Source organism: Caballeronia sp. LZ029, from assembly GCF_031451275.1.
Classification (GTDB): domain Bacteria; phylum Pseudomonadota; class Gammaproteobacteria; order Burkholderiales; family Burkholderiaceae; genus Caballeronia; species Caballeronia jiangsuensis.
Genome location: NZ_JARUXO010000001.1, coordinates 54,486 through 81,169, shown reverse-complemented (window position 1 = coordinate 81,169; position 26,684 = coordinate 54,486). Strand labels below are relative to the sequence as shown.

Sequence of the window (26,684 nt, the reverse complement as noted above, 5' to 3'; positions counted from 1 at the left end):
AAGATATGCGGGCGAATCCAGTGGATTCAACGCCGCCGGCAAGCGGCCAATGGGCGTCGCGTCGGGCTTTGAACCGCGCCTGAGCGACCTTTCTTTATCTGTTCCGGATCAAAAATCTTAACATGACGACCGCCGACCTGCCGACCGGGGAAGCCGCCCCGACACTCGATGCCGACGAACTGCGCGCATGGCTGCGGCTCGCGCACGCAAAGGGGCTTCGGCCACTCGCGCTGCGCACGTTGCTCGGTGCTTTCGGCGGTCCCCTCGAAGTTCTGTCGGCGAGCTTTGCGTCGCTCGCCGATATCGCCGACGCCCGCGCCGCCGAGGCCGTGCTCGCGCCGCCGGAGGAAATCGAAGGCGTTCCGTTCGACGACTATATTGAAGCGGCTTTCGCGTGGGCATCCGAACCAGGCAATCACATTCTCACGCTCGCCGACGCCACCTATCCGCAGACGCTGCTCACGATGCCGGACCCGCCGCCGCTGCTCTACGCGAAAGGCCGGCTCGAACTTCTTCAGGCGCGCGCGGTGGCTATCGTCGGGAGCCGGCACGCCTCGCCGCAAGGACTCGAAGACGCGCGCCGCTTTGCCCGCGTACTGTCGGATGCGGGACTCGCGGTGGTGTCCGGTCTCGCGCTCGGCATCGACGCATCCGCGCATCGCGGCGCGCTGGAAGGTGCCACCGGTACCGTTTCCGTGATCGGCACGGGCGCCGATCTGGTCTATCCGGCGGCACATCACACGCTCGCGCATGAAATCGCCCGCGACGGCGCGATGCTCTCCGAATGGCCGCTCGGCACGCCGGCGCGCTCCGCCAATTTTCCCCAAAGGAACAGGCTGATTGCGGGCATGTCGGGCGGCGTGCTGATCGTCGAGGCCGCGATGCGTTCCGGCTCGCTCATCACCGCCCGGCTCGCCAACGAAATGGGGCGTGATGTCTTCGCGATTCCCGGCTCGATTCACGCGCCGCTCTCGCAGGGTTGTCATCGGCTGCTCAAGCAGGGCGCGAAACTCGTCGAAACGCCGGAAGACGTGCTCGAAGAGTTCGGTTTTTCGCCCGCGACGGCACGCGCGGCTTCCGCGGCGGCGAGACGCGCCAGGCCGCGTCCGGTCAGCGCGTCGTGGGCATCGGCGCGATCGGATGAAGCCGACAGCGCGATCGACGGCGACGCCAGCCGTGTTCTCGACGCGCTCGGCCACGCGCCCGCGACGCTTGAAATCCTCGCGATGCGCACTGATCTGGATGGAGCGGCGCTCCAGGGCGCGCTGCTGCAACTGGAACTATCGGGCCGCGTGGCCGCGCTTGCAGGCGGCCGCTACACGGCGGTGGAGCGCTCGTGATGCCGCATCGTGCTACATTCGCGGAAAAATGAGCAATCCCCGCAGTCGATACCAATAAAAGGATTTCGCACCCGCCATGTCCGCGCTGAATCTCGATACCGATGCCGATCGCATCGCGGAGCGCATCGCCGTGCCCGGCACGCTGTTCGTCGCCTGCCTGTGCGCGGAATGGTGCGGAACCTGTCGCGAATATCGCGAAGGGTTCGACAGGCTGGCGGCTGCGCATCCGGAAATCTGCTTCGCCTGGATCGATATCGAGAATCACGCCGATCGTTTCGACGACCTCGACGTCGAAAATTTTCCTACCATCCTGATCGAGGACGCCGTTACGACGCGCTTCTTCGGCACGGTGCTGCCGCAGGCGTCCATCGTCGATCGGATGCTGACCGATCTGACCGCGCTGCCAGGCATGGTCGGGGCGCCCAAACTGCGCCCGGCGCTTGCCACGGCCTGATCGCGGCGCACGCGAAACGCGCGTTTTGCGCTTCTCGCCATGCGCTTCGCGAGCCGGATATTGAACCGCCCCGATTCCAGCTTCGACGCCCGCCGCGCAAAGCGTGTGCTATAAAGCGGCGTTAAAGCAGTCCAAACCGGGCCGCTGCCAGTTACCAACTATTTGAGTCATGTCCAAAGCCCTGATCATCGCTGAGAAGCCCTCCGTCGCGAACGACATCGCGCGTGCGCTGGGCGGCTTCACCAAGCATGACGAGTACTACGAGAGCGACGACTACGTGCTCTCGTCCGCAGTCGGCCATCTGCTCGAGATCGCCGCGCCGGAAGAGTACGACGTCAAGCGCGGCAAATGGAGCTTCGCCAATCTGCCGGTGATTCCGCCGCATTTCGACCTGAATCCGATCGCCAAGAGCGAGTCGCGCCTGAAGGTGCTGACGAAGCTGATGAAGCGCAAGGATATCGACCGGCTCATCAACGCATGTGACGCGGGGCGCGAGGGCGAACTGATCTTCCGCCTGATCGCGCAGCACGCGAAGGCGAAACAGCCGGTGCAACGTTTGTGGCTGCAATCGATGACGCCCGCCGCGATCCGCGAAGGCTTCGCGAACCTGCGCAGCGACGCCGACATGCAGCCGCTCGCCGATGCTGCCCGCTGCCGCTCCGAAGCGGACTGGCTCGTCGGCATCAACGGCACGCGCGCGATGACCGCGTTCAACAGCAAGGGCGGCGGCTTCTTTTTGACGACTGTCGGTCGCGTTCAGACGCCTACGTTGTCGATCGTCGTCGAACGTGAGGAAAAAATCCGTCGCTTCGTTCCGCGCGATTACTGGGAAGTGCGCGCCGAGTTCATCGCGGCGAAGGGCCTGTACGAAGGCCGCTGGTTCGACCCGAAGTTCAAGCGCGTCGAAAACGATCCCGAACAGCGCGATTCGCGCCTGTGGAGTCTCCCGGCGGCGGAAACGATCGTCGCAGCGTGCCGCGGCAAGACCGGCGTCGTGACCGAGGAATCGAAGCCGTCGACGCAAATGTCGCCGCTGCTCTTCGATCTGACCAGCTTGCAGCGCGAAGCCAATGGCCGTTTCGGTTTTTCGGCGAAGAACACGCTCGGCCTCGCGCAGGCGCTGTACGAAAAGCACAAGGTCCTGACCTATCCGCGTACCGATTCGCGCGCGCTCCCCGAGGACTACATGAGCACGGTCAAGGACACGATGACCATGCTCAAGGAGAGCAACAACTATCTGCCGTTCGCGAAGCAGGTGCTCGACAAGGGCTGGGTGAAGCCGAACAAGCGCATTTTCGATAATTCGAAGATCAGCGATCACTTCGCCATCATCCCGACGCTGCAGGCGCCGAAGTCGCTGTCGGAACCCGAGCAGAAGCTGTACGACCTCGTCGTGAAGCGCTTCCTGTCGGTGTTCTTCCCGGCGGCGGAATATCTCGTGACTACGCGCATCACCGAAGTCTCGGGACATCACTTCAAGACGGAAGGCAAGGTGCTCGTCGAGCCGGGCTGGCTGCAGATCTACGGCCGCGAAGCCGCGGGCGAAGACGGCAACCTCGTGCCGGTGCAGAAGGACGAAAAGGTCGATGTCGAGAAGGTCCAGGCGCACGGCCTCGTGACCAAGCCGCCCGCGCGCTACAACGAAGCGTCGCTGCTCTCGGCGATGGAAGGCGCGGGCAAGCTGGTCGAAGACGAAGAGCTGCGCGATGCGATGGCCGCGAAGGGCCTCGGCACGCCGGCCACGCGCGCGGCAATCATCGAAGGGCTGCTCGGCGAGAAATATATGGTGCGCGAAGGCCGCGAGCTTATTCCGACGGCGAAGGCGTTCCAGTTGATGACGTTGCTGCGCGGCCTCGGCGTCGAGGAACTGACCGCGCCGGAATTGACCGGACAGTGGGAGCACAAGCTTTCGCAGATGGAGCGCGGCAATCTGCATCGGGATGCGTTCATGCAGGAAATCGCGCGCATGACGCAGACCATCGTCAAGCGCGCGAAGGAATACGACTCCGACACGATCCCCGGCGATTACGCGACGCTCGAAACGCCGTGCCCCAACTGCGGCGCGCAGGTGAAGGAAAACTATCGCCGTTTCGCCTGCACGAAGTGCGAATTCTCGATCTCGAAGATTCCGGGCGGCCGGCAGTTCGAAATTCCGGAAGTCGAGGAATTGCTGCGCGAGAAAACCATCGGGCCGTTGTCGGGCTTCCGCAGCAAGATGGGACGTCCGTTCTCCGCCATCCTCAAACTCTCGCTCGACGACGAGATCAAGAATTACAAGCTCGAATTCGACTTCGGCCAGGATTCCGGCGGCGAAGACGGCGAACCGCCCGATTTCTCCGAGCAGACGCCGGTCGGCGCGTGCCCGAAGTGCCAGTCGCGCGTGTTCGAGCACGGCATGAGCTATGTGTGCGAGAACTCGGTGTCGAATCCGAAGACGTGCGATTTCCGATCGGGCAAGGTGATTCTCCAGCAGGAAATCGGCCGCGATCAGATGGAAAAGCTGCTGAACGAAGGCCGCACCGATCTGCTCACGAACTTCAAGTCGTCGCGCACGGGGCGCAACTTCAAGGCGTTTCTCGTGAAGCAGCCGGACGGCAAGATCGGCTTCGAGTTCGAGAAGAAGGAAGGCAAGCCGGCGGCGAAAACGGCGGCCAAACGTGGCGCGACGGCGGAAACTCAGGCCGACAGCGGCGACGAAAGCGGCGATAGCGATGTCGCCGTAGCCGCCAAGACCACGTCCGCGAAGACCGCTGCGAAGAAAGCGCCCGCGAAAAAGGCGGCAGCGAAAAAGACCGCGGCGAAGAAGGCGAGCTGATCGCCCTCTTCTCCCGCTGAAAGGAAAAACCCCCGCGAATCGCTTCGCGGGGGTTTTTTCATTTGCGCTTTGCGCGAGCCTTTCAGAACGGCGAAGGCGCCGGCAAGCGCCCGCGCGAGCGCGAAGGCTTCGACAGCTTCGGCGCCAGTTCACCGTCGATGGGACGCGAACGCGGCGCGGGCGTCGCCGTTTCAGTGGCGTGCTCGTAGTGCGGATGCGCGCCCGGTCTGCCACGGCCATCGCGAATCCATTGCTCGCCGAGCTGATGATTCGGCGTCTGGCTGAAATGCTCGACCAGATGATCGATAAAAGTGCGTACCTTCGCCGGCAAATGACGACGGCTCGGATACGCGACGTTGATTTCGACCTGCGGCAATTGAAAATCGCCGAGCAGCCGCACGAGCTGGCCGCGCGTCGTGTCGTTGCCGATCAGATAGCTCGGCAAAATCGCGATGCCCATGCCGAGCAACGCGAACTGCCGCAGCATCTCGGTATTGTTCGCGATGATCACGTTCTGCGGCCGCACGCGCACTTCGCCGTCCGGGCCGGTGAACACGCGCTCGTCGCCCCAATACTCCGACGGCAGGCTCAGACACGGATGCTCGAGCAGATGCTCGGGGCGCGTCGGCGTGCCGTGCGATTCCAGATACGCCGGCGTCGCGCAGACGGTCATGCAACCCGTCGTCAGACGCCGTGTGACAACGCTCGCGCTTTTCACCTGACGCGCGATGACAATGCCCACATCGAAACCTTCCTCGACCAGATCGACCTGACGGTCCACGAGTGTCACGTCCGGCACGACCTTGGGATAGCGCTGCGCGTACGTCTGCAACACCGGCGCGAGATTATGCAGACCGAACACGACGGGCGCGACGATCCTGAGCGAACCGAGAGGTTCGTGATTGCGCGCCACCACCATCTGTTCGACGTCTTCCAGTTCGTCGAGAATCTGCCGCGCCCGTTCCAGATACACCTGGCCGGACTCGGTGAGCGAGAGGCTGCGCGTCGTGCGGTTGAGCAGGCGCGTGCCGAGGCGGCCTTCCAGGTCCGCGACGTGGCGCGTAGCTACCGCATTGGAGATGTCCATCGCGCTGGCGGCCCGGGCGAAACTCCCGAGATCGGCGACGCGGACAAACACCCTCATCGACTGCAAATGATCCATAAGACAACTCCTGCCGCTACACGGCTCGAATTCTGCTGCAAAGCAATTCAGGATTATCCTAGGACCGGCACTTTCGTGCAGAAGTTGCCGGGAAGCGCGAAAAAGTCGAAAAAAATCTGACAGTTAGGCGTCTTACGCGGATGAAAGATCACCGACTGTTGTCATCGGCACAACACTCGGCTAAGCAAATTCCGATGGACGCAATTTTAAAAAAGCTGGCCTCGTCAATTTTGACGGTGTAGCCGATAAAAAATCGGGCCCGTCGATGCGGGCCCGAAATATGGGGATTGATTTAGTTTGTGAGACAAAGCCCGGCGTGAAAATACGCCGGGCGTTTCACTCAGGCGGCGAGCCGCTTCTCCATTCCGGCCCTGGCCGCGGTCAGAGCCGCCGGCAGACCGTGTTTGAGCTTCGTGAAAAGTTCGTCGTGCAACGCGAGTTCGTCGCGCCAGGCGGCATCGTTGACGGATATCACCTGCTCGAACTGCTCGCGCGTGAAGCCGAGCGCGCCCCAGTCGATGTCCTCGTAACCCGGCGAGATGCCGAAGGCGTGCTCCTCGCCCTTCGCCGTGCCCTCGACGCGGCCGATCATCCAGTTCAGCACGCGCATGTTCTCGCCGAAGCCCGGCCACACGAACTTGCCGTCGTCGCCCTTGCGGAACCAGTTGACGCAGAAGAACTTCGGCGCCTTCGCGTGCATCGCTTCGAGACGCTCGCCCATCTTCAGCCAGTGGCCGAAGTAATCGGCCATGTTGTAGCCGCAGAACGGCAGCATCGCGAACGGATCGCGGCGCACGACGCCTTGCTGGCCCGCAGCGGCGGCGGTGGTTTCGGAGCCCATCGTGGCGGCCATGTAGACGCCTTCCTTCCAGTCGCGGGCCTCCGTGACGAGCGGCACGGTGTTCGACCGGCGTCCGCCGAAGATGAACGCGTCGATCGGCACGCCGGCCGGGTTCTCCCAGTCCGGATCGATCGACGGACATTGCGACGCCGGCGCCGTGAATCGCGCGTTCGGATGCGCGGCTTTCGCGCCCGTTTCCTTCGCGATTTCGGGCGTCCAGTCGCGGCCTTGCCAGTCGATCAGATGCGCGGGCGGGTTGTCGGTCATGCCTTCCCACCAGACGTCGCCGTCGTCGGTCAGCGCGACGTTCGTGAAAATCACGTTTTCCTTCAGCGTCGCCATCGCGTTGAAGTTGGTCTTTTCGCTGGTGCCGGGCGCCACGCCGAAATAACCCGCTTCCGGATTGATCGCGTAGAGACGGCCATCGCGGCCCGGCTTGATCCACGCGATGTCGTCGCCGATCGTCGTCACTTTCCAGCCCTGGAGATCGCTCGGCGGAATCAGCATCGCGAAATTGGTCTTGCCGCACGCCGACGGGAACGCCGCCGCGACGTGATACTTGCGCCCTTGCGGCGATGTCACGCCGAGAATCAGCATGTGCTCGGCGAGCCAGCCTTCATCGCGACCCATCGTCGAGGCGATGCGCAGCGCGAAGCACTTCTTGCCGAGCAGCGCATTGCCGCCATAGCCCGAGCCGAAGCTCCAGATTTCGCGCGATTCGGGAAAATGGACGATGTACTTCGTGTCGTTGCACGGCCACGGCACGTCCTTGCGGCCATCCGCGAGCGGCGCGCCGACCGAATGCACGCACGGCACGAACTCGCCGTCGGCGCCGAGCACGTCGTACACGGCGCGACCCATGCGCGTCATGATGCGCATGTTCGTCACGACATACGGGCTGTCCGACAATTCGACGCCGATATGCGCGATCGGCGAGCCGAGCGGGCCCATCGAGAACGGCACGACGTACATCGTGCGGCCGCGCATCGAGCCGTCGAACAGGCCGTCGAGCGTGACGCGCATGTCCTGCGGATCAATCCAGTTGTTCGTCGGGCCTGCGTCCTCACGACGCTGCGAGCAGATGAACGTGCGGTCTTCGACGCGCGCCACATCCGAGGGATCCGAGCACGCGAGGAAGGAATTCGGGCGCTTCTCGGGATTGAGCTTTTTCATCGTGCCGGCTTCCACCATCTGCTGGCAAAGCCGGTCGTATTCCTCCTGCGAACCGTCGCACCATTCGACGCGATCCGGCTTGGTCAGGGCCGCGACCTGCCGGACCCATTCGATGAGTTTTCGGTGCCGGACATAGGCCGGCGTTTTGATGTCGACGGCATTCTTATTGTTGTCTTCGACTACTGCGGGCTGGTTCATCGAGCTGTCTCCGTTCTTCTGCAATGAAAACCAATCACCCAACTGACGCTGCATGCGAGAGGCGTTTGCGACTCGAACCGCCGGGCGCTTTCGTGCGCTTCTATACGCGCTTTCATCGCACGAAATGCGGTTCGCGAGCCAATGCGGCGTCACGGGCCTGAATTCTTTACACAGCAAACGTATTCCTCGCGGCTTGCGTCGCAAAGGAACAAACTGTTAAAAAGAGATACTAAGTGGCCTGTCTCTTCGCGGATCATCGTGTTTTCCGCTAGTTGCGCTGGATTTCTTTCTCTATTGGCGCGGACGTACGAGGCTCCCGAAAAAAAGGGGAGTCAAGCATAACACCGCATTGCGTGAACCATGTGATGCAGCGCAATAAAGCGGAATAGAGCGCAATTTATCGGTATTTACCCGAATTTAAGTACTCCATTCTCGCTCTCCATAAAAAAGCAGCACGTTTGATGCCTAACAAAAGCCAATCAATGCCCATGAAAATCGCCATTCTCGACGACTACCAGGATGCCGTACGGAAGCTCGATTGCTTCCATCTGCTCGATGACCATGAGGTGAAGGTCTTCAATAACACGGTGCGTGGTCTCGGTCAGTTGGCGAGCAGGCTCTCAGAAGTGGATGCGCTCGTGCTGATTCGCGAACGTACGCGCATCAGTTCTCAATTGCTCGACAAGTGCCCCAAACTGCGCATGATCAGTCAGACGGGACGCGCGGGCGGCGGTCATATCGATGTCGATGCGTGTACGGAGCGCGGCATCGCGGTTCTGGAGGGCACGGGCTCGCCGGTCGCGCCCGCGGAGCTGACGTGGGCGCTCATCATGTCGGCGCAGCGGCGCATTCCGCAGTACGTCGCAAACCTGAAGCAAGGCGCGTGGCAACAGTCGGGGCTGAAGACGTCCGCGCTGCCGCCGAACTTCGGTCTGGGTCAGGTGCTGCGCGGGCAGACGCTCGGCATCTGGGGCTACGGCAAGATCGGCAAACTGGTGGCCGGTTACGGCAAGGCGTTCGGCATGAATGTGCTCGTCTATGGGCGCGAGCATTCGCAAAGCGCGGCGCGCGAAGATGGCTTCGCGGTCGCGGAAAGCCGCGAAGCGTTTTTCGAGCAGAGCGACGTGCTCACGCTGCATCTGCGCCTGACCGATGACACGCTCGGCATCGTCAAACAGGACGATCTGATGCGCATGAAGCCTACCGCGCTCTTCGTCAACACGAGCCGCGCCGAGTTGCTGGAGGAGAACGCGCTGCTCAATTCGCTGCATCACAACCGGCCGGGCATGGTCGCGGTCGATGTCTTCGAGAGCGAGCCGATTCTGCAAGGCTACGGTCTGCTGCGCCTCGAAAACGTGATCTGCACGCCGCACATCGGCTATGTGGAGCGCGAGAGCTACGAGCTGTATTTCGGCGCGGCGTTCAGGAACATCCTCGCGTTCGATGCGGGCGACACGTCGAGCGTCTTCAACAAGGAAGCGCTTCAGCACGTGCGCCGTCGTTGAGATTCGGCTTCGGCTTCAGACGGTCGAGATGTCGATCGACGGCTCGCAGCGCACCGGAAAATTCACCGAGTTCGCGATGAAACAGAAACGGTGCGCCTCCTCGTGCAGGCGCGCCGCGAGATCCACATCGCCGCCGGCGCCGATGGTCACACGCGGGCGCAACAGCACATCGACGAAGCGCCCGTCGCCCTTCGACTCTTCCTGCATCGTGCCGATGGCTTCATCGACATAACCGGTCACGACGACCTTGTTCGTTGCACACAGGTGCAGATACCAGAGCATGTGGCACGACGACAGCGACGCCACGAACAACTCCTCCGGATTGTGGCGCGCGGGGTCGCCGCGAAACGCGGGATCGCTCGACGCCTCGATCGCCGTCTTCGAGCCGACGCGCACGAGATGGTCTCGCGAGTACGCATCGTAAGCCGATGTGCCGGAACCGAGATTGCCCGTCCAGTCGACGGTCAGTTCGTACGTATGCTTCTTCGCCACGGTCTGCTCCTCAAGCTGAATGCGAAGCGGTTTCCAGGAGACGCGGAAGGCGCACGAGAAAATCCTCGCCGTCCGCGCGGCCCAGATCATAAGCATGCTGCATCTGGGACGGGCTCGTATAGTCCCAACTCGAAATCGGCACCTTGCGCGATGGCTGAATGTAGATGCGCTTCTGCGCGCCGTGCGGCACGACGAACATGCGCTCGCGCGGATACAGGCGCGTGACCATTACGAGCACGAGACCCGGCGACGCATCGAGCGCGGCGACCGGGACGTTGTCGACCATGCCGCCATCGAGAACGGGACGGCCGTTGCGTCGCAGGATCGGCGTGAACGGCGGCGTGCTCGACGATTGCAGGATGAGATCGGCGAGGTCTTCGACGGTCGCGCATTCCTGCGCTTTCACGAATTCCGGATGAAAACCGAGCGTCTGACCGAGCGTCGGATGCAGCGTCTTGCGGACATATTTCTCGATGTTGTACGCGATCAGCCCCGCCGCGACCGCGCTGCGCGCGCCGAGCCAGCGCGGCAGATGCGATACGCCGATGCGAATTTCCGGCCCTTTCGCGAGTTCGTGGAAACGGTCCGCGAAGATGTCGAGCAGCGCTTGCCGATAGATGCGGTAATGCGGAAACACGGATTGTCCGCGCAGCAGGTTGCCCCAATAGGCGTTGCGCGTGTTGTCGCGCAGCGCGTGGGCGTAGTAGTCCATGACCCAGCGCGAATCGTTCGTGTAGAGCATGCAGGCGGTGGCCGCGCCCGCCGAAATGCCCGCAATGATGCGCGGCTCGAGATTCAATTCCGGCCGGATGATGTCCCAGAATCCGGCTTGCCACCAACAGCGGTTTCCGCCGCCGGCGAATACGACTTGGTCGAACATTTACTTGTTGATGAGCGCGTAGGTGGTTGTTGCCTGAGCGGCGAGTTCGCCCTGGTCGTCGTGCATGTCGATGTCACCGAAGACGAGGTTGCGTCCGCGACGCTGGATGCGGGCGGTGATCAGCACGTCGCCTGCTTTCACGGGCCGCATGAACGTGGTGTTGAGCGATACGGTTGTCATCGGCGAGAAACCGCCCATGACGTGCGAAACGGCGACGACCATCGCGGTGTCGGCGGCGGCCATGAAAACCTGTCCGCAGATGACGCCGCCCGCGTGGCGCAAATGGTCCGAATACGGCAAACGCAGCGTAACGGCGTTTTCGGCGATCGATTCGGGTGCGAGGTTCAACTCCTTGACCCACGGGGCCAGGATGCTGTCGAGCAAGGCGCTGATGGCGGTTTCGTCCATGGTTCCTTTTGATTTGCAGGCTTCATGGCCTTGGAGGATGCGTCATGATACCGGCCGTAAGTTGCGTGCGGAGGCGCGCGATGGGTGGGTTCGTCGGAAATATACGAATTTTTTTGCACTAGGGGCTTGCGCTTCTGCAAAAGCACCCGCTATAATTTCGCTTCTGTTGGGGCGTTAGCTCAGTTGGTAGAGCAGCGGACTCTTAATCCGTAGGTCGAGTGTTCGAGTCACTCACGCCCCACCAAGCATTACGAAGCCCGGTTAGCGAAAGCTGACCGGGCTTTTTCGTTTGCTTGTGCTCTCCTCGCAGGTCCGGACCTGGACTCCAAACGCAAAGTCGCTGCACTCCGCTGATCCAGCGTATCCATTCGCGCCTTTCGTGCACGTTCCGAGGCAAAGGCACGCGCGGCATTTCCCGCCATTTGGCGCTGCCAGATCGCTGACTCGAGGCAATATAAGGCTATTTTTTTCAAATTAGTCAGAGTTTTCCGTCAAAATTCTTATTTATCTTAAGATAAAAAAAGACTAAAAGCCTAATTTCGCGATTAATCGCTTGTCGATTTCCACCCAGTAAGTATCCTTGCTACCTATAGCAAGCCCGAGCCTGCGCCTAATCTAAGAAACGCCTGCCACCCTGAGATGCTCGGAAAGAAATATTCCAGAATATTCGGATACCTACGTAATGGAGTCGAACACGTTCATATCCAAGACGAGCCGCTTTCCGGCATTCCGTGCATCGGGCGAGACGTTCAAGTTGGCTGCCGAGGCCTATCGCATGCAATTCGCGCATCTGTTCGATCGGATGATGGCGATTCAGACATCGAACGTCGAACCGCTGCCTCATCAGGTCTCCGCAGTCTACGAATCGATGCTGCCGCGGCAGCCTTTGCGATACGTGCTTGCAAGCGATCCGGGCTCGGGCAAGACGATCATGGCAGGGCTTCTCATCCGCGAACTGCTGATCCGCGCAGACGCCGAGCGCGTGCTGATCGTCGCGCCAGGCAGTCTCGTCGACCAGTGGCAGGACGAACTATCGACGAAATTCGGTCTCGACTTCGCGATAGCCGGCCGCGAGTCATTGAAGACCTCCTTCGATGCGAATCCGTTCCACGAAGCGGATCTCATGGTCGCACGCATCGACCAGCTTGCTCGAAACGACGACCTCCTCGATCAGTTGCGGCGCTCGCGCTGGGATCTGATCGTCGTCGACGAAGCGCACAAGCTCTCCGCCACCTCTAGCGGCAATCGCGTCAACAGAACCAAACGCTTCCAGCTCGGCGAATTGCTCGGAACCCTCACGCGGCATTTCCTGCTGCTGACCGCGACCCCACACAACGGCAAGGAAGAAGACTTCCAGCTTTTCATGTCTCTGCTGGACGCTGATCGCTTCTGCGGCAAGATGCGCGACGGCGCACAGCGCGCCGACATTTCCGATCTGATGCATCGCATGGTGAAAGAGGAAATGCTGCGCTTCGACGGAACGCGCCTGTTCCCCGAACGCCGGGCATACACGACCACCTACTCCCTGTCGGATGAGGAAACCGCGCTCTACGATGCCGTCACCGGCTATGTCCGCGAAGAGATGAGCCGCGCTGACTCGTTACACGACGGCGCGCGACGAAGTGCTGTCGGCTTCGCGCTGACGTCGTTGCAGCGGCGGCTCGCGTCGAGTCCGGAGGCCATTTGTCGCTCGCTCATGCGTCGTCGTGAAAAGTTCCGACAACGCATCGAGCATGAGCACTCTCGACGTCGGGATGAACCGATCGCGTACGCCTTCAGCGCCGCCGCCGAGGACCTGTGGGAATCGGCGGATTCGCTTGCGTCGGCCGACTACGAAGCCGAGGAAGAACGGCTCGTCGGCCAGGCCAGCGCGGCACAGACCATTCGAGAACTCGAAGCCGAAATCGCCGTGCTCGAAGCGCTGGAAAAGCAGGCGCGCGACGTAGTGCATAGCGGGCAGGACAGGAAGTGGAGCGAGCTGTCGAATCTGCTGCAAAACACACCTGAAATGCGTGAGCGCGACGGTCGGCAGCGCAAGCTGATCGTCTTTACCGAGCATCGGGATACCCTCGACTACCTCGCATTGAAACTTCGCGGCCTGATGGGCGACGAAGAAGCGGTCGTGGTCATCCACGGCGGTGTGACGCGTGAGGACCGAAGCAAGGTACAGGATCTGTTTCGTAACGATCCCGTGGTGCGCGTGCTGGTCGCGACGGACGCGGCGGGTGAAGGCATCAATCTTCAGAACGCGAATCTGATGGTCAACTATGACCTGCCCTGGAACCCGAACCGTCTGGAGCAGCGCTTTGGGCGAATACACAGAATCGGCCAGACGGCGGTCTGCCATCTGTGGAACATGGTTGCCGCGGGCACGCGCGAAGGCGATGTCTTCCTCCGTCTCTTCGAGAAGCTCGATGTCGAACGGGAAGCGCTCGGCGGTCGGGTCTTCGACATTTTGGGCGAGGTCTTCGAGAATCGCAGTCTGAAAGACCTGCTGGTCGATGCAATCCGCAACGACATCCATCCCGAGTCAGATAAAAATCCAATCGACGCGGTCGAGGACGCACTCGACCGACGTCATCTCGAATCGATCATCGCGCGCGTCGCCCTCTGCGAGCAGGTGATAGACGAGACTCGCCTCTTCGCGGTGCGTGAGGACATGGAGAAAGCCGAGGCTCGCAAGCTCCAGCCTTACTTCATCCAGGCGTTCTTCGAGCGAGCCTTCGACGAACTCGGCGGTGCCTTGCGTCCGCGTGAGGCGGGGCGATTCGAGATCACGCACGTTCCCGTCGAAATCCGCGAGCACGCACGGCGGGTCGCCGATCGCGAGGGGCGCAAGGCGCAGGCGGTGCTGCCGCGTTACGAGCGCATCGCTTTCGACAAGCAGCACGTGCGGCTCGCCGAGCGTCCCGACACGCCCGTCGCAACCCTGATTCATCCAGCCCATCCGTTGATGCGCGCGGTCACCGATCTCATCCTCGAGCGCCATCGCCACGAGCTTGCCGATGGCGCGGTGCTCATCGACCCAAGCGATTTGGGCATCGTGCCTCGCGCGCTCTTCATGATCGACCACTCGGTGTACCAGGGAGACGATCCGGCGAATCTCGTGTCGCGCCGCATCCAGTTCATCGAGATCCCGCGCGATGGCCGCGCCGCCAACGCGGGCTTCTCCCCTCACCTTGCGCTCGACGCGGCGACATCTGCCGACGTCGAGGCGATCGCCTATTTGCTCGACGAACCCTGGCTCGGTCGGGACGCCGCGCATATCCCACTGGCCGATGCCTGCGCACAGATCGCCACGGAACATCTGAACGAAGTGCGCCGCCGCCGCGAACACGACGTCGGCAGGACGCTTAAGGCCGTCCGCGAGCGGCTGGAGAGCGAGATTCGCCATTGGTCGGCACGCTACAGCGAGCTGCGCAAGGAATCTGCCGCGGGCAAGGATGTTCGTCTCGCGCTAAGCAACGTCGGTCGCACGATCGACGAACTGGGCCAGCGCCTGGAAACCCGCGAGCAAGAGTTGAATGCCATGCGCGAGATCGTAGCCGCGACGCCGCGCGTCGTGGGTCGCGCACTGGTGATTCCCGCAGGGCTGCTGGCGAAGCTGCGAGGCGACGGCGGCTGGAGCGCGGATGCCGCGGCGCGCGCACGCATCGAAAAAATTGCGATGAACGCAGTGATAGAGGCCGAGCGGACGCTCGGTCACGACGTCATCGATGTGTCCGCACAGAAGTGCGGCTGGGACATCACCAGCCAGCCCAAAGCGCGCGACGGAAAGCTGCCGTGGCCGCGGCACATCGAAGTGAAGGGGCGCGCGAAAGGCAGCGACACGGTGGTCGTCACCGCCAACGAAATGCGCGAAGGCTTCAATCAGCAGGACAAGTTTCATCTGGCAATCGTGCTTGTCGATGACGACACGCACGAAGGGCCGTTCTATGTCGCCCGACCGTTCGACCGCTCGCCGGGGTGGGCCGAAACCAGAGTCGAACTGAATCTCCAAGCGCTATTGAGCCGGGCGACACATGCCGAATAACACTCACAAGGAAGGCGCTTTTGACCGCAGTAAAAATACCAAAAAAACTTATCGAAGTTGCTTTGCCGCTCGATGCCATCAATGCCGCAGCGGCGCGAGAAAAGTCGATTCGACACGGGCATCCGTCGACGCTGCATCTGTGGTGGGCGCGTCGCCCGCTCGCGGCCGCGCGCGCGGTGATCTTCGCGCAGATGGTCAACGATCCGGGTGGCGAGCGCGGATATTTCGCGGGCATGACCAAGGCGCAGGCCAAGGCGAAGCGCGATGACCTGTTCAACATCATCGAGGACCTGGTTAAGTGGGAAAACACCAACAACGAAGAAGTGCTCGGGCGTGCGCGAGCGGCGATTCGGGACTCGTGGCGCGAGACGTGCGAACTGAACAAGCGGCATCCGCAAGCCGCTGAACTCTTCGATCCGGAGCGATTGCCGGCCTTTCACGATCCGTTTGCCGGCGGTGGGGCGCTGCCACTCGAAGCGCAGCGTCTGGGGCTGGAAAGTTACGCGTCCGATCTCAACCCGGTGGCCGTAACGATCAACAAGGCGATGATCGAGATTCCGCCGCGCTTCGCTGGCCGCAAGCCCGTGGGACCGATCCCGGCCGATGAGAAACAGGCGACGCTGCACGAGGACTGGTCGGGCGCGAAGGGGCTCGCCGAGGACGTGCGTCGGTATGGCGCGTGGATGCGTGCGGAGGCGGAGAAGCGCATCGGGCATCTGTATCCGAAGATCGGTGTGACGGCGGAGATGGCGCAGGAACGCGCGGATCTCAGGCCGCTGGTTGGGAAGGAATTGACGGTTATCGCATGGATCTGGGCGCGCACGGTCAGGAGCCCGAATCCGGCGTTCAGTCATGTCGAGGTGCCGCTTGCTTCGACGTTCGTGCTTTCCAGCAAGAAGGGGAAGGAGGCTTATGTCGAGCCTGTTGTCGAAGGGGATGGGTATCGGTTTGAGGTTCGGGTGGGGGAGTTGCCGGAGGGGGCTGAGAATGGGACGAAGCTTGGGCGGGGGGCGAATTTTCGATGCTTGATGTCGGCGGGTCCGATTGAATCGAAGCATATCTATGCCGAGGCAAATGCGGGACGAATGGGTGCGCGTCTCATGGCCATCGTAGCGGAAGGGTCAAAGGGTCGGGTTTATCTTGCTCCGAACTCTCAGCATGAAATCGCAGCGAAAACTGCGCGGCCGCACTGGAAACCTGATCTTGCAATGCCCGGGAATCCTCGCTGGTTTTCGCCGCCCTTGTATGGGTTAAAGGCCTATGGCGATCTTTTTACCCCTCGGCAAGTAGTGGCGCTGACGGCTTTTTCGGACTTGGTGCAGGAGGCCATTGCGAAGTGCCGAGGAGACTTCAGCGTACATGACAGCGAAGACAAGCTGGAACGAAAAGAAAATCCAGCAGATTCAATTAGCTACGCTGATGCAATTGGCATCTACCTTGCACTAGGGGTTGATCGACTAGCAGATCGTAGCTCGACGATCTGTGGCTGGGACACAGGATTCACGAAGATTCGCAACACATTTGGTCGACAGGCTATCCCAATGACCTGGGACTACTGCGAAGGGAATCCATTTTCCGACTCAACGGGCAACTTCGAAGATCTGCTGAATTGGATAGTCGAATTTCTCGCCAACGCCCCAGCTACGATCCTCGGTTTGGCTACCCAAGCAGACGCGCAAACCCAGAACATCAGTTCCTTAAAACTGATCTCCACGGACCCGCCCTACTACGACAACATCGGCTACGCGGATCTTTCAGACTTCTTCTACGTATGGCTGCGCAAATGCCTACGGCCAATCTTCCCGAATCTTTACGCGACAGTAGCTGTCCCGAAGGCGGAAGAGCTCGTAGCCACGCCATATCGCCACGGAGGCAAGAAAGAGGCGGAATCGTTCTTCTTGGATGGAATGACTCGCGCCATTCACAACCTGGCAGAACAAGCACATCCCGCATTTCCGGTCACGATCTATTACGCGTTCAAACAGTCCGAGACGAAGAATGAACAGGGCACTTCCAGCACGGGCTGGGAAACATTTCTTGAGGCAGTACTAAAAGCCGGCTTCGCCCTCACCGGCACATGGCCCATGCGGACTGAACTGAGCAATCGAATGATCAGCTCAGGCACCAACGCCCTCGCCTCCTCCATCGTCCTCGTCTGCCGCAAACGCCCCGCCGACGCCCCCACCGTCAACCGCCGCGAGTTCCTGCGTCAACTCGACGCCGTGCTCACCGAAGCCCTCGACGAAATGACCCGAGGCGGCGTCAACTCGCCGATCGCACCCGTCGATCTTTCGCAGGCCATCATCGGCCCAGGCATGGCGGTATTCAGCCAATACGCCGCCGTCCGCGAAGCCGATGGCACGCCGATGTCCGTACGCACCGCGCTGCAACTGATCAACCGCTTCCTCGCCGACGACGACTTCGACGCCGACACGCACTTCTGTCTCCAGTGGTTCGCACAGGAAGGATGGGCCGAAGGCAAATACGGCGAGGCCGCAGTGCTCGCCACTGCCAAGGGCACGACGGTGCAGGGCCTGCAGGAAGCAGGCGTCGTCGAGAGCGGCGCGGGCAAATTGCGCCTCCTGCGCTGGGCCGAGTTGCCGCGCGACTGGTCGCCCGAACGTGACACGCGCACGCCCGTGTGGGAAGCGCTGCATCAACTGATCCGCGCACTGAATCAGGACGGCGAACGCGCCGCCGGCGCGCTGCTCGCACGCATGCCCACGCGACGCGAACCGGTACGCGCGCTGGCCTATCGCCTCTATACCCTCTGCGAACGCAAAGGCTGGGCCGAGGAAGCGCGCGCATACAACGAACTGGTCATGGCGTGGCCGGGCATCGACAAGGCCTCGGAGGAAGCGGGCGAGCTGTACTCACAAGGCGAATTCAATCTTCACGAGGACAATAAAAATGAACCTGAAACCCTGGCGTGAAATCGCCGTTCCTCACAAGGACGTTCGGGAGAACATGTTCCAGCAGTCCGAATTCGCGGCGGACCTGTCGCGTGTTCACGACGGCACAGCCACGGCCGAATATCAGAGCCCCACGCTCTTCTTCGAGCGCACCTTCATCACCGAAGGCATGCGCCTCCTGCTCGAATCCGTCGTCAAGCGGCTGAGCGGCAAAGGCGGCGATCCCGTCATCCAGTTGCAGACCGCGTTCGGCGGCGGCAAGACGCACACCATGCTCGCGGTCTATCACCTCGCAAAAGGCGAGGCGTCGCCGCGCGACATGCCCGGCATCGGATCGATCCTCGATGCGGTCGGCATCACCGAACTACCGCGCGCACGAATCGCCGTGCTGGATGGCATCAAGTCATCGCCGAATCAGCCGGTTATTCGCGACGGTCAGGCGATCAACACGCTATGGGGCGACCTCGCCTGGCAACTCGGCAAGGCCGAAGGCTACGCCATCGTCGCCGCCGCCGACGCATCCGGCACATCGCCGGGCAAAGCGGTGCTCGAAACGCTGCTGTCTCGCTACGCGCCCTGCGTGATTCTCATCGACGAACTCGTCGCCTATGTGCGTCAATTCGAGGACGGCAAGACGCTGACAGGCGGCAGTTTCGATTCGAACCTCACGTTCGTGCAGGCGCTGACCGAAGCGCTGAAGGCGGTGCCGACCGGCATGCTGCTGGCATCGTTGCCGGAATCGAAGCGTGAAGCCGGCAGCGATCACGGCGCCAAGGCACTCGATTCGCTCGAACGCTATTTCGGCCGTGTCCAGGCGCTTTGGAAACCCGTCGGCACGGAGGAAGCGTTCGAGATCGTTCGCCGGCGCCTATTCGAAACGCCCGCCGATCCGCTCGCCGCCGAAACCGTCTGCCGGGCCTTCGCCGATTATTATCTCGATCATGCCAATGACTTCCCGCGCGAGACACAGGAGAGCCGCTATTTCGAACGCCTGATGCGCGCGTATCCCATTCATCCGGAGGTCTTCGATCGCCTGTATGAAGACTGGTCGTCGCTCGACAACTTCCAGCGCACGCGCGGCGTGCTGAAACTGATGGCGAAGGTGATCCATTGTTTGTGGAAGGAGAACGACAAGGACTTGCTCATCATGCCCGGCAGCTTTCCGTTGAAGGACAGCGCAACCCGCAACGAGTTGCTGTATCACCTGGCGCCGGGCTGGGATCCGGTGATCACACGCAATGTCGACGGCGACGAGGCTGAAACCACCGAGATCGAAAACGTCAATACGCTGCTCGGGAGCGTGCAGGCCTGTCGGCGATCGGCGCGCGCAATCTTTCTCGGCAGCGCGCCGAGCACGTCGAATCAGATGGTGCGCGGAATCGAACTTGAGCGAGTCATGCTGGGCGTTGTGCAGCCGGGGCAGCAGGTCGTCAAATTCAAGGACGGGCTGAGTAGCATGGGTGATCGCCTGCACTATCTCAACAGCGCCAACAACCGTTTCTGGTTCGATACGCGACCGAATCTGCGGCGCGAAATGGAAGATCGCAAAAGACGCTTCAGCGACAATATCGACGTATTCAAGGCCATCGAAGATGGCATGCGGGGCGTTGCGCGTGCGGGTGGCGTGTTTGGCCGCGTGCATGTGTTCACCAGAAGCAGCGACGTTCCCGACGACTTTGCTCTGAAGCTCATTGTCCTGCCGCCGGACGCTTCGTATAGCCGAAGCGCGACTCATCGGCAAGCATTCGAGCGCGCTCAGACGATTCTGGAGAATCGCGGCGATCTACCTCGCCACAAGCAAAACCGCCTGATCTTTCTTGCACCCGACTATGACAGCGTGAGCCGTCTCAGGGATCAGACGCGCTCGGTTCTGGCGTGGCAATCGATCGTCAGCGACATTGAGAATACCAAGCTGATCCTCGATCAGATTCAGGCGAAGCATGCGAGCAAGAGCCTCAGCGCCGCCAAGGATGCGTTGAGCCGAATGCTGCGCGAAACGTACAAGTGGGTGCTTGCGCCATTGCAGGGGGTTAGCGGCGGACGCGTAAAGCCGGACATCGAATGGGACGTGTGCGAGATCAACCCGGGCGCGCCGAATCTCGCGCAGGACATCGAACGCGTGCTGAAGGATACGGAGGCGCTCATCACCCAATGGTCGCCCATTCACCTTCATGCAGAGTTGGCCCGCTGGTTCTGGAAGGAGGATGCGTCAGACGCAAAAGCCCTGACTGTATGGCAGCAGAGTTGTCAGTATCTCTATCTGCCGCGACTCGCAGATGACCGCGTGTTTCAGCACGCGATCGCTATGGGCACCGATAACCAGGATTTCTTCGGGCTGGCGCAAGGCAGGGAAGAGAATCGCTATCTTGGCTTCACGTTCGGCACACGAACTGCGCCGATTCTGGATGATGCGTTGTTGCTCATCGAGCCCAAGGCGGCGGCGGCATTTCTAGAGTCAACCAGGGTCGTAGAATCCGACCCTGACCTTGGCCCTCACACTAAGCCTGAGCTTCACCCAGCGCTGAATCCGAGTGCGAATTCCAAGCCGGGTCCGAAACCCGAGCCATCACCAAGGCCCATCACACGCTTCTTCGGCTCGGTTGATCTAAATCCGTACACGATCACGAAGCATATCGGCGATGTTTCCGACGAGGTGCTTCAGTTGCTGACGAACCGGTCAGGCGTGGACGTGACCGTCACAATCGAGATTCAAGCGAAGTCGCCCTCGGGCTTCGATGGAGAGTTCCAGCGCACGCTGCGTGAAAACTGCAATACCCTCAAATTCAGGCAATCTCAGTTCGAGTCAGACGCGTAGCGCTTGCGCCGAACGAGAGCCGCGCGGAACTGGCGATCCGTGCATGCACACTGAAACGCACCCCGGAAGTTGACCTTCAGTCCAAACTCCGGGGTGTTTTTCTTTGAGTGCCCGACCTGTATCTATGTCGATAAGCGATGGCGAAAAACCTAAACCACATCCGCCCCACGCGCCGCCAGCAACTCGCGCAACACCGAGCGATGACATCTCGCCTCCTCCTCGCAATAACACCCCACCGACATATTCGTCCGATGCGATAACGCCGCGAGCAGATCGAGCGTCTTGCTTGCATCCGGCTCGGCCATCTGCGCCTTGAACTTCTTCACGAACGCGCGCCACGCCTTGTCGTCTTCAACGTGCAGCGCTTCCGTCACCAAGTCCTGCGTCGGCGAAAGCACCGGATACCACACGTCGTAAAAATCGCGCTTCGCGAATTCAGCCTTCGGCACTCCGCGCGGCGGCCGACGCACCGTGCCGATGCGCAACCCTTCATCCTCGGCGCGCGGCGTCCCCAATCTGACGATTCGAATGCTCATTCCCCGCTCTCCTTCGATACTCGTCCGCCAAGCATAACCGCTGACATCGCTTTGAAAGCTCCCGGGCATCCGCAAAGCAAAACCCGCCATCTTCCCGTATCGTTTCGGATTATTCTCCGTTCGCTTACATCCGGAATTCCCGCCGTGCCCACCGAAGAACGCCTCGAAAATCTCCCGCACGATCCCGACGCCCCGATGACCCCGCTCGAGCGCCGTGGCATGGCCGCGATCCTGCTCTCGGTGGCGCTCGCGACGCTCGATACCGCGATCGCCAATACCGCATTGCCCGCCATCGCCGCCGATCTGCATACGACGCCCGCCGCGTCGGTCTGGATCATCAACGCCTATCAGCTCGCGATGGTCGCGACGCTGCTTCCCTTCGCGGCGCTCGGCGGCATCCTCGGTCATCGGCGCGTGTATCTCGGCGGGCTCGTCGTGTTTCTCGTGGCGTCGGCGGTGTGCGCCTTCGCGTGGTCGCTGCCGACGCTCGTCGCCGCGCGCTTGCTGCAAGGCCTCGGCGCGAGCGCGATCATGAGCGTGAACGCGGCGCTCATCAGCGCGATCTTTCCACCGCATCGGCTGGGGCGCGGCGTCGGGCTGAATGCGCTCGTCGTCGGCATCGCGTTCGCAGTCGGACCGACGGTCGCATCGATCGTGCTCTCGCTCGGCACGTGGCCGTGGCTCTTCGCGGTCAACCTGCCCGTCGGCGTGTTCGCGCTGATGATCGCGTGGCCGTCGCTGCCGCAGACCAAACGCGCCGAGCATGGCTTCGATCGCATCGCCGCCCTGCTCAACGTCGTCACGTTCGCGTCGCTGATTTTCGCGCTCGGTGAAGCGGCCCAGCGCGCTCCGGCTCATACCGTGCTGACGGCATTCGGCGTCGCGCTCGTCGCCGGCGTTCTTCTGCTGCGACGCGAACGCGGCCATCCCGCGCCGATGCTGCCCGTCGATCTCTTTCGCCGTCCGATGTTCGCGCTCTCGACGATGACCGCCATCTGCTCGTTCGCCGCGCAAGGACTCGCGTTCGTGTCGCTGCCGTTTTTCTTCGAAAGCGTGCTGGGCCGCAGCCAGGTCGAGACGGGATTTCTGATGACGCCGTGGTCCGCGCTCGTCGCATTGATGGCGCCGATCGCGGGACGTCTCTCCGATCGCCACGCGCCCGGCTTGCTGGGCGGCGTCGGGCTGGCCATTCTATGCGTCGGGATGGTGTCGCTCGCGATGCTGCCGGCGCAGCCGCACGCGCTGGAAATCTGCATCCGCATGGCGATCTGCGGCGCGGGCTTCGGGTTCTTTCAGTCGCCGAATCTGAAGGCGTTCATGTCGAGCGCGCCGCGCGAACGCAGCGGCGGCGCGAGCGGCACGATCGCGACATCGCGGCTGATCGGGCAGGCGACGGGCGCGGCGCTCGTCGCGCTGTGCTTCAGCATCGCCGGGAAACATGGCCCGGCGCTCGCGCTGTCGCTGGGTGCGGCGTTCGCGGGCGCGGGCAGTGTCGCGAGCGGTCTGCGCCTCGTGACGCGCGGTCCGTCGTCGGAGCGAATCGTCGGAGGGCCGTCGCGCGAGACCTGAGCGCGCTCACATCCGCCGCACTTTCACCTTGCGGCCCTTGAGCTTTCCCGCGCCCAGCTTGCGCACGGCGTCGTCCGCAACCTTTCGCTCGACGGCCACGTACGTGACCATGTCCGTCACGTTGATCTTGCCGATCTGCTTGCCGTCGAAACCCGCTTCGCCGGTGAGCGCGCCGAGCACGTCGCCGGGACGGATCTTGTCCTTGCGGCCGCCGAGGATTTGCAGCGTCGCCATCGGCGGCTTCAGATGACCCGGTTCCGCCGATGTCAGTTCGTCGAGCGGATGCCATTCCACTTCCGCGCGCTGCGCCTGTTCGATCGAACCGACCCGGCCCATCTCGTCCATGCTCGCGAGCGACAGCGCCCAGCCTTCCTCCTCCCCGCGTCCCGTGCGACCGATGCGATGCACGTGCACTTCCGGGTCCGGCGTCACGTCGACGTTGATCACCGCTTCCAGTTGCGCGATGTCGAGACCGCGCGCGGCGACATCGGTTGCGACGAGCACCGAGCAACTGCGATTCGCGAACTGCACGAGCACCTGATCGCGCTCGCGTTGCTCCAGTTCGCCGTGCAGCGTCAGCGCTTCGAAGCCTTGCGCGAGCAGCACGTCGAGCAGATCGCGGCATTGCTGCTTCGTGTTGCAGAACGCGAGCGTGCTCACCGGGCGATAGTGATCGAGCAGCAGACCGACCGCGTGAAGCCGCTCGTGATCCTCGACCTGATAGAAGCGCTGCTTGATTTTCGCGTTGCTGTGCTGTTCGGTGAGCTTGATCTCGCGCGGATTGCGCAGGAATTGCTGGCTCAGTTTCGCGATGCCTTCGGGATACGTCGCCGAGAACAGCAAGGTCTGGCGATCCTTCGGGCACTTGCGCGCGACTGACGCGATATCGTCGAAGAAGCCCATGTCGAGCATCCGATCGGCTTCGTCGAGGACGAGCGTGCGCACGGCGTCGAGCGTGAGCGTCGCGCGGTCGAGATGATCCATGATGCGGCCCGGCGTACCCACGACGATATGCGCGCCGTGTTCCAGGCTCGCGATCTGCGGGCGCATCGGCGTGCCGCCGCACAGCGTCAGCACTTTCACGTTCTCTTCCGCGCGCGCGAGGCGGCGGATTTCCTGCGTGACCTGATCGGCGAGTTCGCGCGTCGGGCAGAGCACGAGCGCTTGCACATCGAACTGGCTCGCGTCGAGTTTGGAAAGCAGCGGCAGCGTGAAGGCCGCCGTCTTGCCGCTGCCCGTTTTCGCCTGCGCGATGAGATCGTGGCCCGCGAGCGCCGGCGGCAGGCTCGCGGCCTGGATCGGCGTCATCGACAGATAGCCGAGTTGCTGCAGGTTCGACTGCATCGCCGGCGAGAGCGGCAGACTGCTGAAGGAGGTTTCGGTCGTCATGATTTCAGCGTGTTCCGCGCGGCGGGATGTCGGTGATCTGCTCGTACGTGGCGGTGCCGTCGTCGGCGTCGGTGCGCGAGACGTAGTTGCGCGCGCCGCACATCGGGCAGCGGAACAGCAGGCCCTGGCCTTCGTTCTTGATCACGACGTCCGATAGCGCCCACTCTGCGCCGCAGGACTGGTTTCGACAGGTAAACATGTTCGTAATTCTCTGGTTCGTGGCGCGATCGTGCGCTCAAAGGCGAAAGTGTACGCGTGTCTCGTGCCGACGCGGTCCACGCAAGTCCGCAAGAAATGCTAAAGCGGGTCGTGCTACTTTTCTTTCATCGAGTTTTCTTTCCGGAGCGAACGATGAGCAGCAGGCTCTATGAGGCGCGACTCGCGCGCGTGGTCGCGCATATTCACGATCATCTCGATGATGAACTGGACCTCAATCGGCTCGCGGAGGTCGCGTGTTTGTCGCCTTATCACTGGCATCGGATCTATCACGCTTTTTATGGCGAGACGGCGGCGGCAACCGTGCGGCGGTTGCGGTTGCATCGTGCGGCGAATGAGCTCGTGCATGGCGCCGTGCCGATCGACTCTATTGCCGAGCGCGCCGGATACAGCAGCGTGCAGGCGTTTTCGCGGGCGTTTCAGGCGAGTTACCGGATGGCGCCGGGGCAGTTTCGCAACGAAGGCGGCGCGTCCATGTTTGTCCCTTTCGATGAAGTTCGATCAGGAGATACGGCGATGCATCAAGTCGATATTCGTACCCAGAATGGTTTTACCGTCGCCGCGATGGAGCATCGCGGATCGTATATGAACATCGGGCGGGCGTTCGAGATGCTGTTTCATTGGCTCGCGACGCGCGAGTTGATCGATCCTCGCGCGCGTTCGCTCGGCATTTATTTCGATGATCCTTCCGCCGTCGCCGAAGACGATTTGCGTTCGATGGCCTGTTGCGAGTTGTTCGATGCGGATGCTGTGAAGTTCGAAGCGCCGGTGTCGCGCGTCGAGGTCGCGGGTGGGGAGTTTGCGGTGCTGACGCATGTCGGGCCGTATGCGCAGCTTTGCTTCGCGTATCAGTGGCTTTATGGGGAATGGCTGCCGAAGTCGGGGCGGGAAACGGGCGAGGCGCCCGTGTTCGAGATTTATGTGAATGATCCGCGGGAGACGGTGGCGAGTGAGTTGGTGACGGAGATTTGGATGCCGTTGAAAACGGCAGCGTGACGTCAGAGCGGCCGCGCGCAGCCTTTGAACACCTGCTCGCGATGCCAATCGACGAATGGCTTCGCGGGGTGGTGCTCCTTTCGCACGGGCGCGTTCAGTTGTCCGCCGTGATGTCTGAGCAAAATCTCGTCGAAGCGCTGGCTTCCGTGCGCCTTTTCCGAAACCAGGACACGACGATCGTCGCCCAAGGTGAACGCGCCGATATCGAAGAGCTTGTGATGCAGACAGCACAACGCGATGCCATTCTCGACGACGTCCGGCCCACTCGCCTGATGCCATTTGATGTGCGCTGCCTCGAGGCCGATCGTCACATTGCCGATGCGCAAATCGAGATCGCATAACGCACATCGATATTGATAGGCTGTGAGAACCTGGCCGCGAAACTCGGGATCGCGGCGCCGGCGCGTAACGGACTTGTCGTCGACGAGCGCGAGCGTTGCTTCGTCGTCGAGCGTAAGGCCGACTGCATCGAGAACGTCTCTGTGAATGCTCTCCGGAAAATGCCGGGCGAGCAGCAAGCGAGCGATTGCGTCGATCGCTTTCGGGTCGTGCTGCAGAAGTTGCTGTACCTCACGCGAGAAATGTCCCGTTGCGTTCAGCTCTCGCAGTTCCGTTTTTTTCACATCGTTTCGTCGCGCGATCGGATTGGGCGTCACGCCTGCGGTGACTTCCCAGATGTCGTCGTTTCTCAATCGAACGAACGGCATCTCGGGGTAGAGCGTGCGACGTTGGGGCGCGAATTCTTTTAGAAGGTCGCACAGTTTGCGCTCGTAGTTTCGGAAAGGTACATCTTTGATACCCCGCGAGAAGAGTCCGAGCGCGAGCAAGACGAGAAGCGGCTTATGAGGCGCGCGTTCGCCGTTGCTCTGCCAGACTTTCAACTCCGCGAAGCGCTGAAGAATTTCAGGAAGGCTGGCAGCACTCATGGTTTGAACAAATAATCGGCGACG

At 61.8% G+C, this 26,684-nt stretch carries 18 protein-coding genes and 1 tRNA gene; 10 read left to right on the top strand and 9 right to left on the bottom strand.

Going from position 1 to position 26,684, the window contains the following annotated elements; translation table 11 throughout:
* Nucleotides 1-122: 122 nt before the first annotated feature.
* The 3 genes from dprA to QCE73_RS00375 all read left to right on the top strand — a co-directional run bounded on the left by dprA (nt 123) and on the right by QCE73_RS00375 (nt 4,609).
* Nucleotides 123-1,340, top strand: coding sequence for a DNA-processing protein DprA (gene dprA, locus QCE73_RS00385; protein WP_309879381.1), 1,218 nt, complete (start codon nt 123-125; stop codon nt 1,338-1,340).
* Between the two features lie 76 nt (nt 1,341-1,416).
* A complete protein-coding gene (locus tag QCE73_RS00380) occupies nt 1,417-1,794 on the top strand; it encodes a thioredoxin family protein (RefSeq protein ID WP_035509772.1) in 378 nt (125 codons plus the stop codon).
* Nucleotides 1,795-1,963: 169 nt separating this feature from the next.
* Complete coding sequence (locus QCE73_RS00375; RefSeq protein ID WP_309879380.1) at nt 1,964-4,609, top strand: DNA topoisomerase III; 2,646 nt, start codon at nt 1,964-1,966, stop codon at nt 4,607-4,609.
* A gap of 82 nt (nt 4,610-4,691) precedes the next feature.
* On the opposite strand, the gene QCE73_RS00370 is transcribed toward QCE73_RS00375, so the two are convergent.
* Together QCE73_RS00370 and QCE73_RS00365 are read right to left on the bottom strand one after the other, a co-directional pair.
* Complete coding sequence (locus QCE73_RS00370; protein ID WP_309879379.1) at nt 4,692-5,771, bottom strand: LysR family transcriptional regulator; 1,080 nt, start codon at nt 5,769-5,771, stop codon at nt 4,692-4,694.
* Nucleotides 5,772-6,111: 340 nt separating this feature from the next.
* A complete protein-coding gene (locus QCE73_RS00365) occupies nt 6,112-7,983 on the bottom strand; it encodes a phosphoenolpyruvate carboxykinase (GTP) (RefSeq protein WP_309879378.1) in 1,872 nt (623 codons plus the stop codon).
* A 488-nt stretch (nt 7,984-8,471) separates the two neighbouring features.
* Between QCE73_RS00365 and QCE73_RS00360 the strand changes: the two genes are divergently transcribed.
* Entirely contained in the window at nt 8,472-9,488 is a 1,017-nt protein-coding gene (locus QCE73_RS00360) for a D-2-hydroxyacid dehydrogenase family protein (RefSeq protein ID WP_035509786.1), read from the top strand.
* Nucleotides 9,489-9,503: 15 nt separating this feature from the next.
* On the opposite strand, the gene QCE73_RS00355 is transcribed toward QCE73_RS00360, so the two are convergent.
* Genes QCE73_RS00355 through QCE73_RS00345 form a run of 3 tightly spaced genes read right to left on the bottom strand, consistent with a single transcriptional unit; the run spans nt 9,504 to nt 11,268 of the window.
* Nucleotides 9,504-9,980 (bottom strand): OsmC family protein, encoded by a 477-nt coding sequence (locus QCE73_RS00355; RefSeq protein WP_309879377.1) that lies wholly within the window; start codon nt 9,978-9,980, stop codon nt 9,504-9,506.
* Between the two features lie 10 nt (nt 9,981-9,990).
* On the bottom strand, nt 9,991-10,860 hold the full coding sequence (locus tag QCE73_RS00350) for a patatin-like phospholipase family protein (protein ID WP_309879376.1): 870 nt from the start codon (nt 10,858-10,860) through the stop codon (nt 9,991-9,993).
* Nucleotides 10,861-11,268: a PaaI family thioesterase gene (locus tag QCE73_RS00345; protein ID WP_309879375.1), complete on the bottom strand. Its 408-nt coding sequence runs from the start codon at nt 11,266-11,268 to the stop codon at nt 10,861-10,863.
* A gap of 168 nt (nt 11,269-11,436) precedes the next feature.
* Here QCE73_RS00345 and QCE73_RS00340 point away from each other — a divergent pair.
* The 4 genes from QCE73_RS00340 (at nt 11,437) to QCE73_RS00325 (ending at nt 21,028) form a co-directional block, all read left to right on the top strand.
* Nucleotides 11,437-11,512, top strand: a tRNA-Lys gene (locus QCE73_RS00340).
* Nucleotides 11,513-11,950: 438 nt separating this feature from the next.
* A complete protein-coding gene (locus QCE73_RS00335) occupies nt 11,951-15,301 on the top strand; it encodes a helicase-related protein (protein WP_309879373.1) in 3,351 nt (1,116 codons plus the stop codon).
* A 20-nt stretch (nt 15,302-15,321) separates the two neighbouring features.
* Complete coding sequence (locus QCE73_RS00330; protein ID WP_309879372.1) at nt 15,322-18,234, top strand: DUF1156 domain-containing protein; 2,913 nt, start codon at nt 15,322-15,324, stop codon at nt 18,232-18,234.
* Entirely contained in the window at nt 18,212-21,028 is a 2,817-nt protein-coding gene (locus QCE73_RS00325; protein WP_309879371.1) for a DUF499 domain-containing protein, read from the top strand. Before QCE73_RS00330 ends, QCE73_RS00325 begins: the two co-directional genes overlap by 23 nt.
* Nucleotides 21,029-21,177: 149 nt before the next feature.
* Here the strand turns inward: QCE73_RS00325 and QCE73_RS00320 are convergent, their stop codons facing one another.
* Entirely contained in the window at nt 21,178-21,564 is a 387-nt protein-coding gene (locus tag QCE73_RS00320; protein WP_309879370.1) for a DUF488 family protein, read from the bottom strand.
* Between the two features lie 195 nt (nt 21,565-21,759).
* On the opposite strand from QCE73_RS00320, the gene QCE73_RS00315 reads away from it, so the two are divergent.
* Nucleotides 21,760-23,133 carry an MFS transporter gene (locus QCE73_RS00315; protein WP_035508804.1) on the top strand — a complete coding sequence of 458 codons (1,374 nt, stop codon included), beginning with the start codon at nt 21,760-21,762 and terminating at the stop codon, nt 23,131-23,133.
* 6 nt (nt 23,134-23,139) lie between these two features.
* Here QCE73_RS00315 and dbpA read toward each other — a convergent pair whose 3' ends face one another.
* Both dbpA and QCE73_RS00305 read right to left on the bottom strand, forming a co-directional pair.
* The gene (dbpA, locus tag QCE73_RS00310) at nt 23,140-24,522 is read right to left on the bottom strand and encodes an ATP-dependent RNA helicase DbpA (protein ID WP_309879369.1); all 1,383 of its coding nucleotides are present in this window, start codon (nt 24,520-24,522) and stop codon (nt 23,140-23,142) included.
* Between the two features lie 4 nt (nt 24,523-24,526).
* Nucleotides 24,527-24,721, bottom strand: a complete 195-nt coding sequence (locus tag QCE73_RS00305; RefSeq protein WP_309879368.1) for a hypothetical protein — start codon at nt 24,719-24,721, stop codon at nt 24,527-24,529.
* Between the two features lie 152 nt (nt 24,722-24,873).
* Between QCE73_RS00305 and QCE73_RS00300 the strand changes: the two genes are divergently transcribed.
* A complete protein-coding gene (locus QCE73_RS00300) occupies nt 24,874-25,734 on the top strand; it encodes an AraC family transcriptional regulator (RefSeq protein WP_309879367.1) in 861 nt (286 codons plus the stop codon).
* A gap of 2 nt (nt 25,735-25,736) precedes the next feature.
* Here the strand turns inward: QCE73_RS00300 and QCE73_RS00295 are convergent, their stop codons facing one another.
* Entirely contained in the window at nt 25,737-26,660 is a 924-nt protein-coding gene (locus QCE73_RS00295; protein ID WP_404989756.1) for a phosphorothioated DNA-binding restriction endonuclease, read from the bottom strand.
* Nucleotides 26,661-26,684: the final 24 nt, after the last annotated feature.

Bases quoted from the DNA above. Each gene is read 5' to 3' on its own strand.
- QCE73_RS00365 (WP_309879378.1), bottom strand. From the start codon at position 7,983: ATGAACCAGCCCGCAGTAGTCGAAGACAACAATAAGAATGCCGTCGAC.
- QCE73_RS00295 (WP_404989756.1), bottom strand. From the start codon at position 26,660: ATGAGTGCTGCCAGCCTTCCTGAAATTCTTCAGCGCTTCGCGGAGTTG.
- dbpA (WP_309879369.1), bottom strand. From the start codon at position 24,522: ATGACGACCGAAACCTCCTTCAGCAGTCTGCCGCTCTCGCCGGCGATG.
- QCE73_RS00320 (WP_309879370.1), bottom strand. From the start codon at position 21,564: ATGAGCATTCGAATCGTCAGATTGGGGACGCCGCGCGCCGAGGATGAA.
- QCE73_RS00335 (WP_309879373.1), top strand. From the start codon at position 11,951: ATGGAGTCGAACACGTTCATATCCAAGACGAGCCGCTTTCCGGCATTC.
- QCE73_RS00345 (WP_309879375.1), bottom strand. From the start codon at position 11,268: ATGGACGAAACCGCCATCAGCGCCTTGCTCGACAGCATCCTGGCCCCG.
- QCE73_RS00305 (WP_309879368.1), bottom strand. From the start codon at position 24,721: ATGTTTACCTGTCGAAACCAGTCCTGCGGCGCAGAGTGGGCGCTATCG.
- dprA (WP_309879381.1), top strand. From the start codon at position 123: ATGACGACCGCCGACCTGCCGACCGGGGAAGCCGCCCCGACACTCGAT.
- QCE73_RS00315 (WP_035508804.1), top strand. From the start codon at position 21,760: ATGACCCCGCTCGAGCGCCGTGGCATGGCCGCGATCCTGCTCTCGGTG.
- QCE73_RS00300 (WP_309879367.1), top strand. From the start codon at position 24,874: ATGAGCAGCAGGCTCTATGAGGCGCGACTCGCGCGCGTGGTCGCGCAT.
- QCE73_RS00350 (WP_309879376.1), bottom strand. From the start codon at position 10,860: ATGTTCGACCAAGTCGTATTCGCCGGCGGCGGAAACCGCTGTTGGTGG.
- QCE73_RS00370 (WP_309879379.1), bottom strand. From the start codon at position 5,771: ATGGATCATTTGCAGTCGATGAGGGTGTTTGTCCGCGTCGCCGATCTC.
- QCE73_RS00360 (WP_035509786.1), top strand. From the start codon at position 8,472: ATGAAAATCGCCATTCTCGACGACTACCAGGATGCCGTACGGAAGCTC.
- QCE73_RS00375 (WP_309879380.1), top strand. From the start codon at position 1,964: ATGTCCAAAGCCCTGATCATCGCTGAGAAGCCCTCCGTCGCGAACGAC.
- QCE73_RS00325 (WP_309879371.1), top strand. From the start codon at position 18,212: ATGAACCTGAAACCCTGGCGTGAAATCGCCGTTCCTCACAAGGACGTT.
- QCE73_RS00380 (WP_035509772.1), top strand. From the start codon at position 1,417: ATGTCCGCGCTGAATCTCGATACCGATGCCGATCGCATCGCGGAGCGC.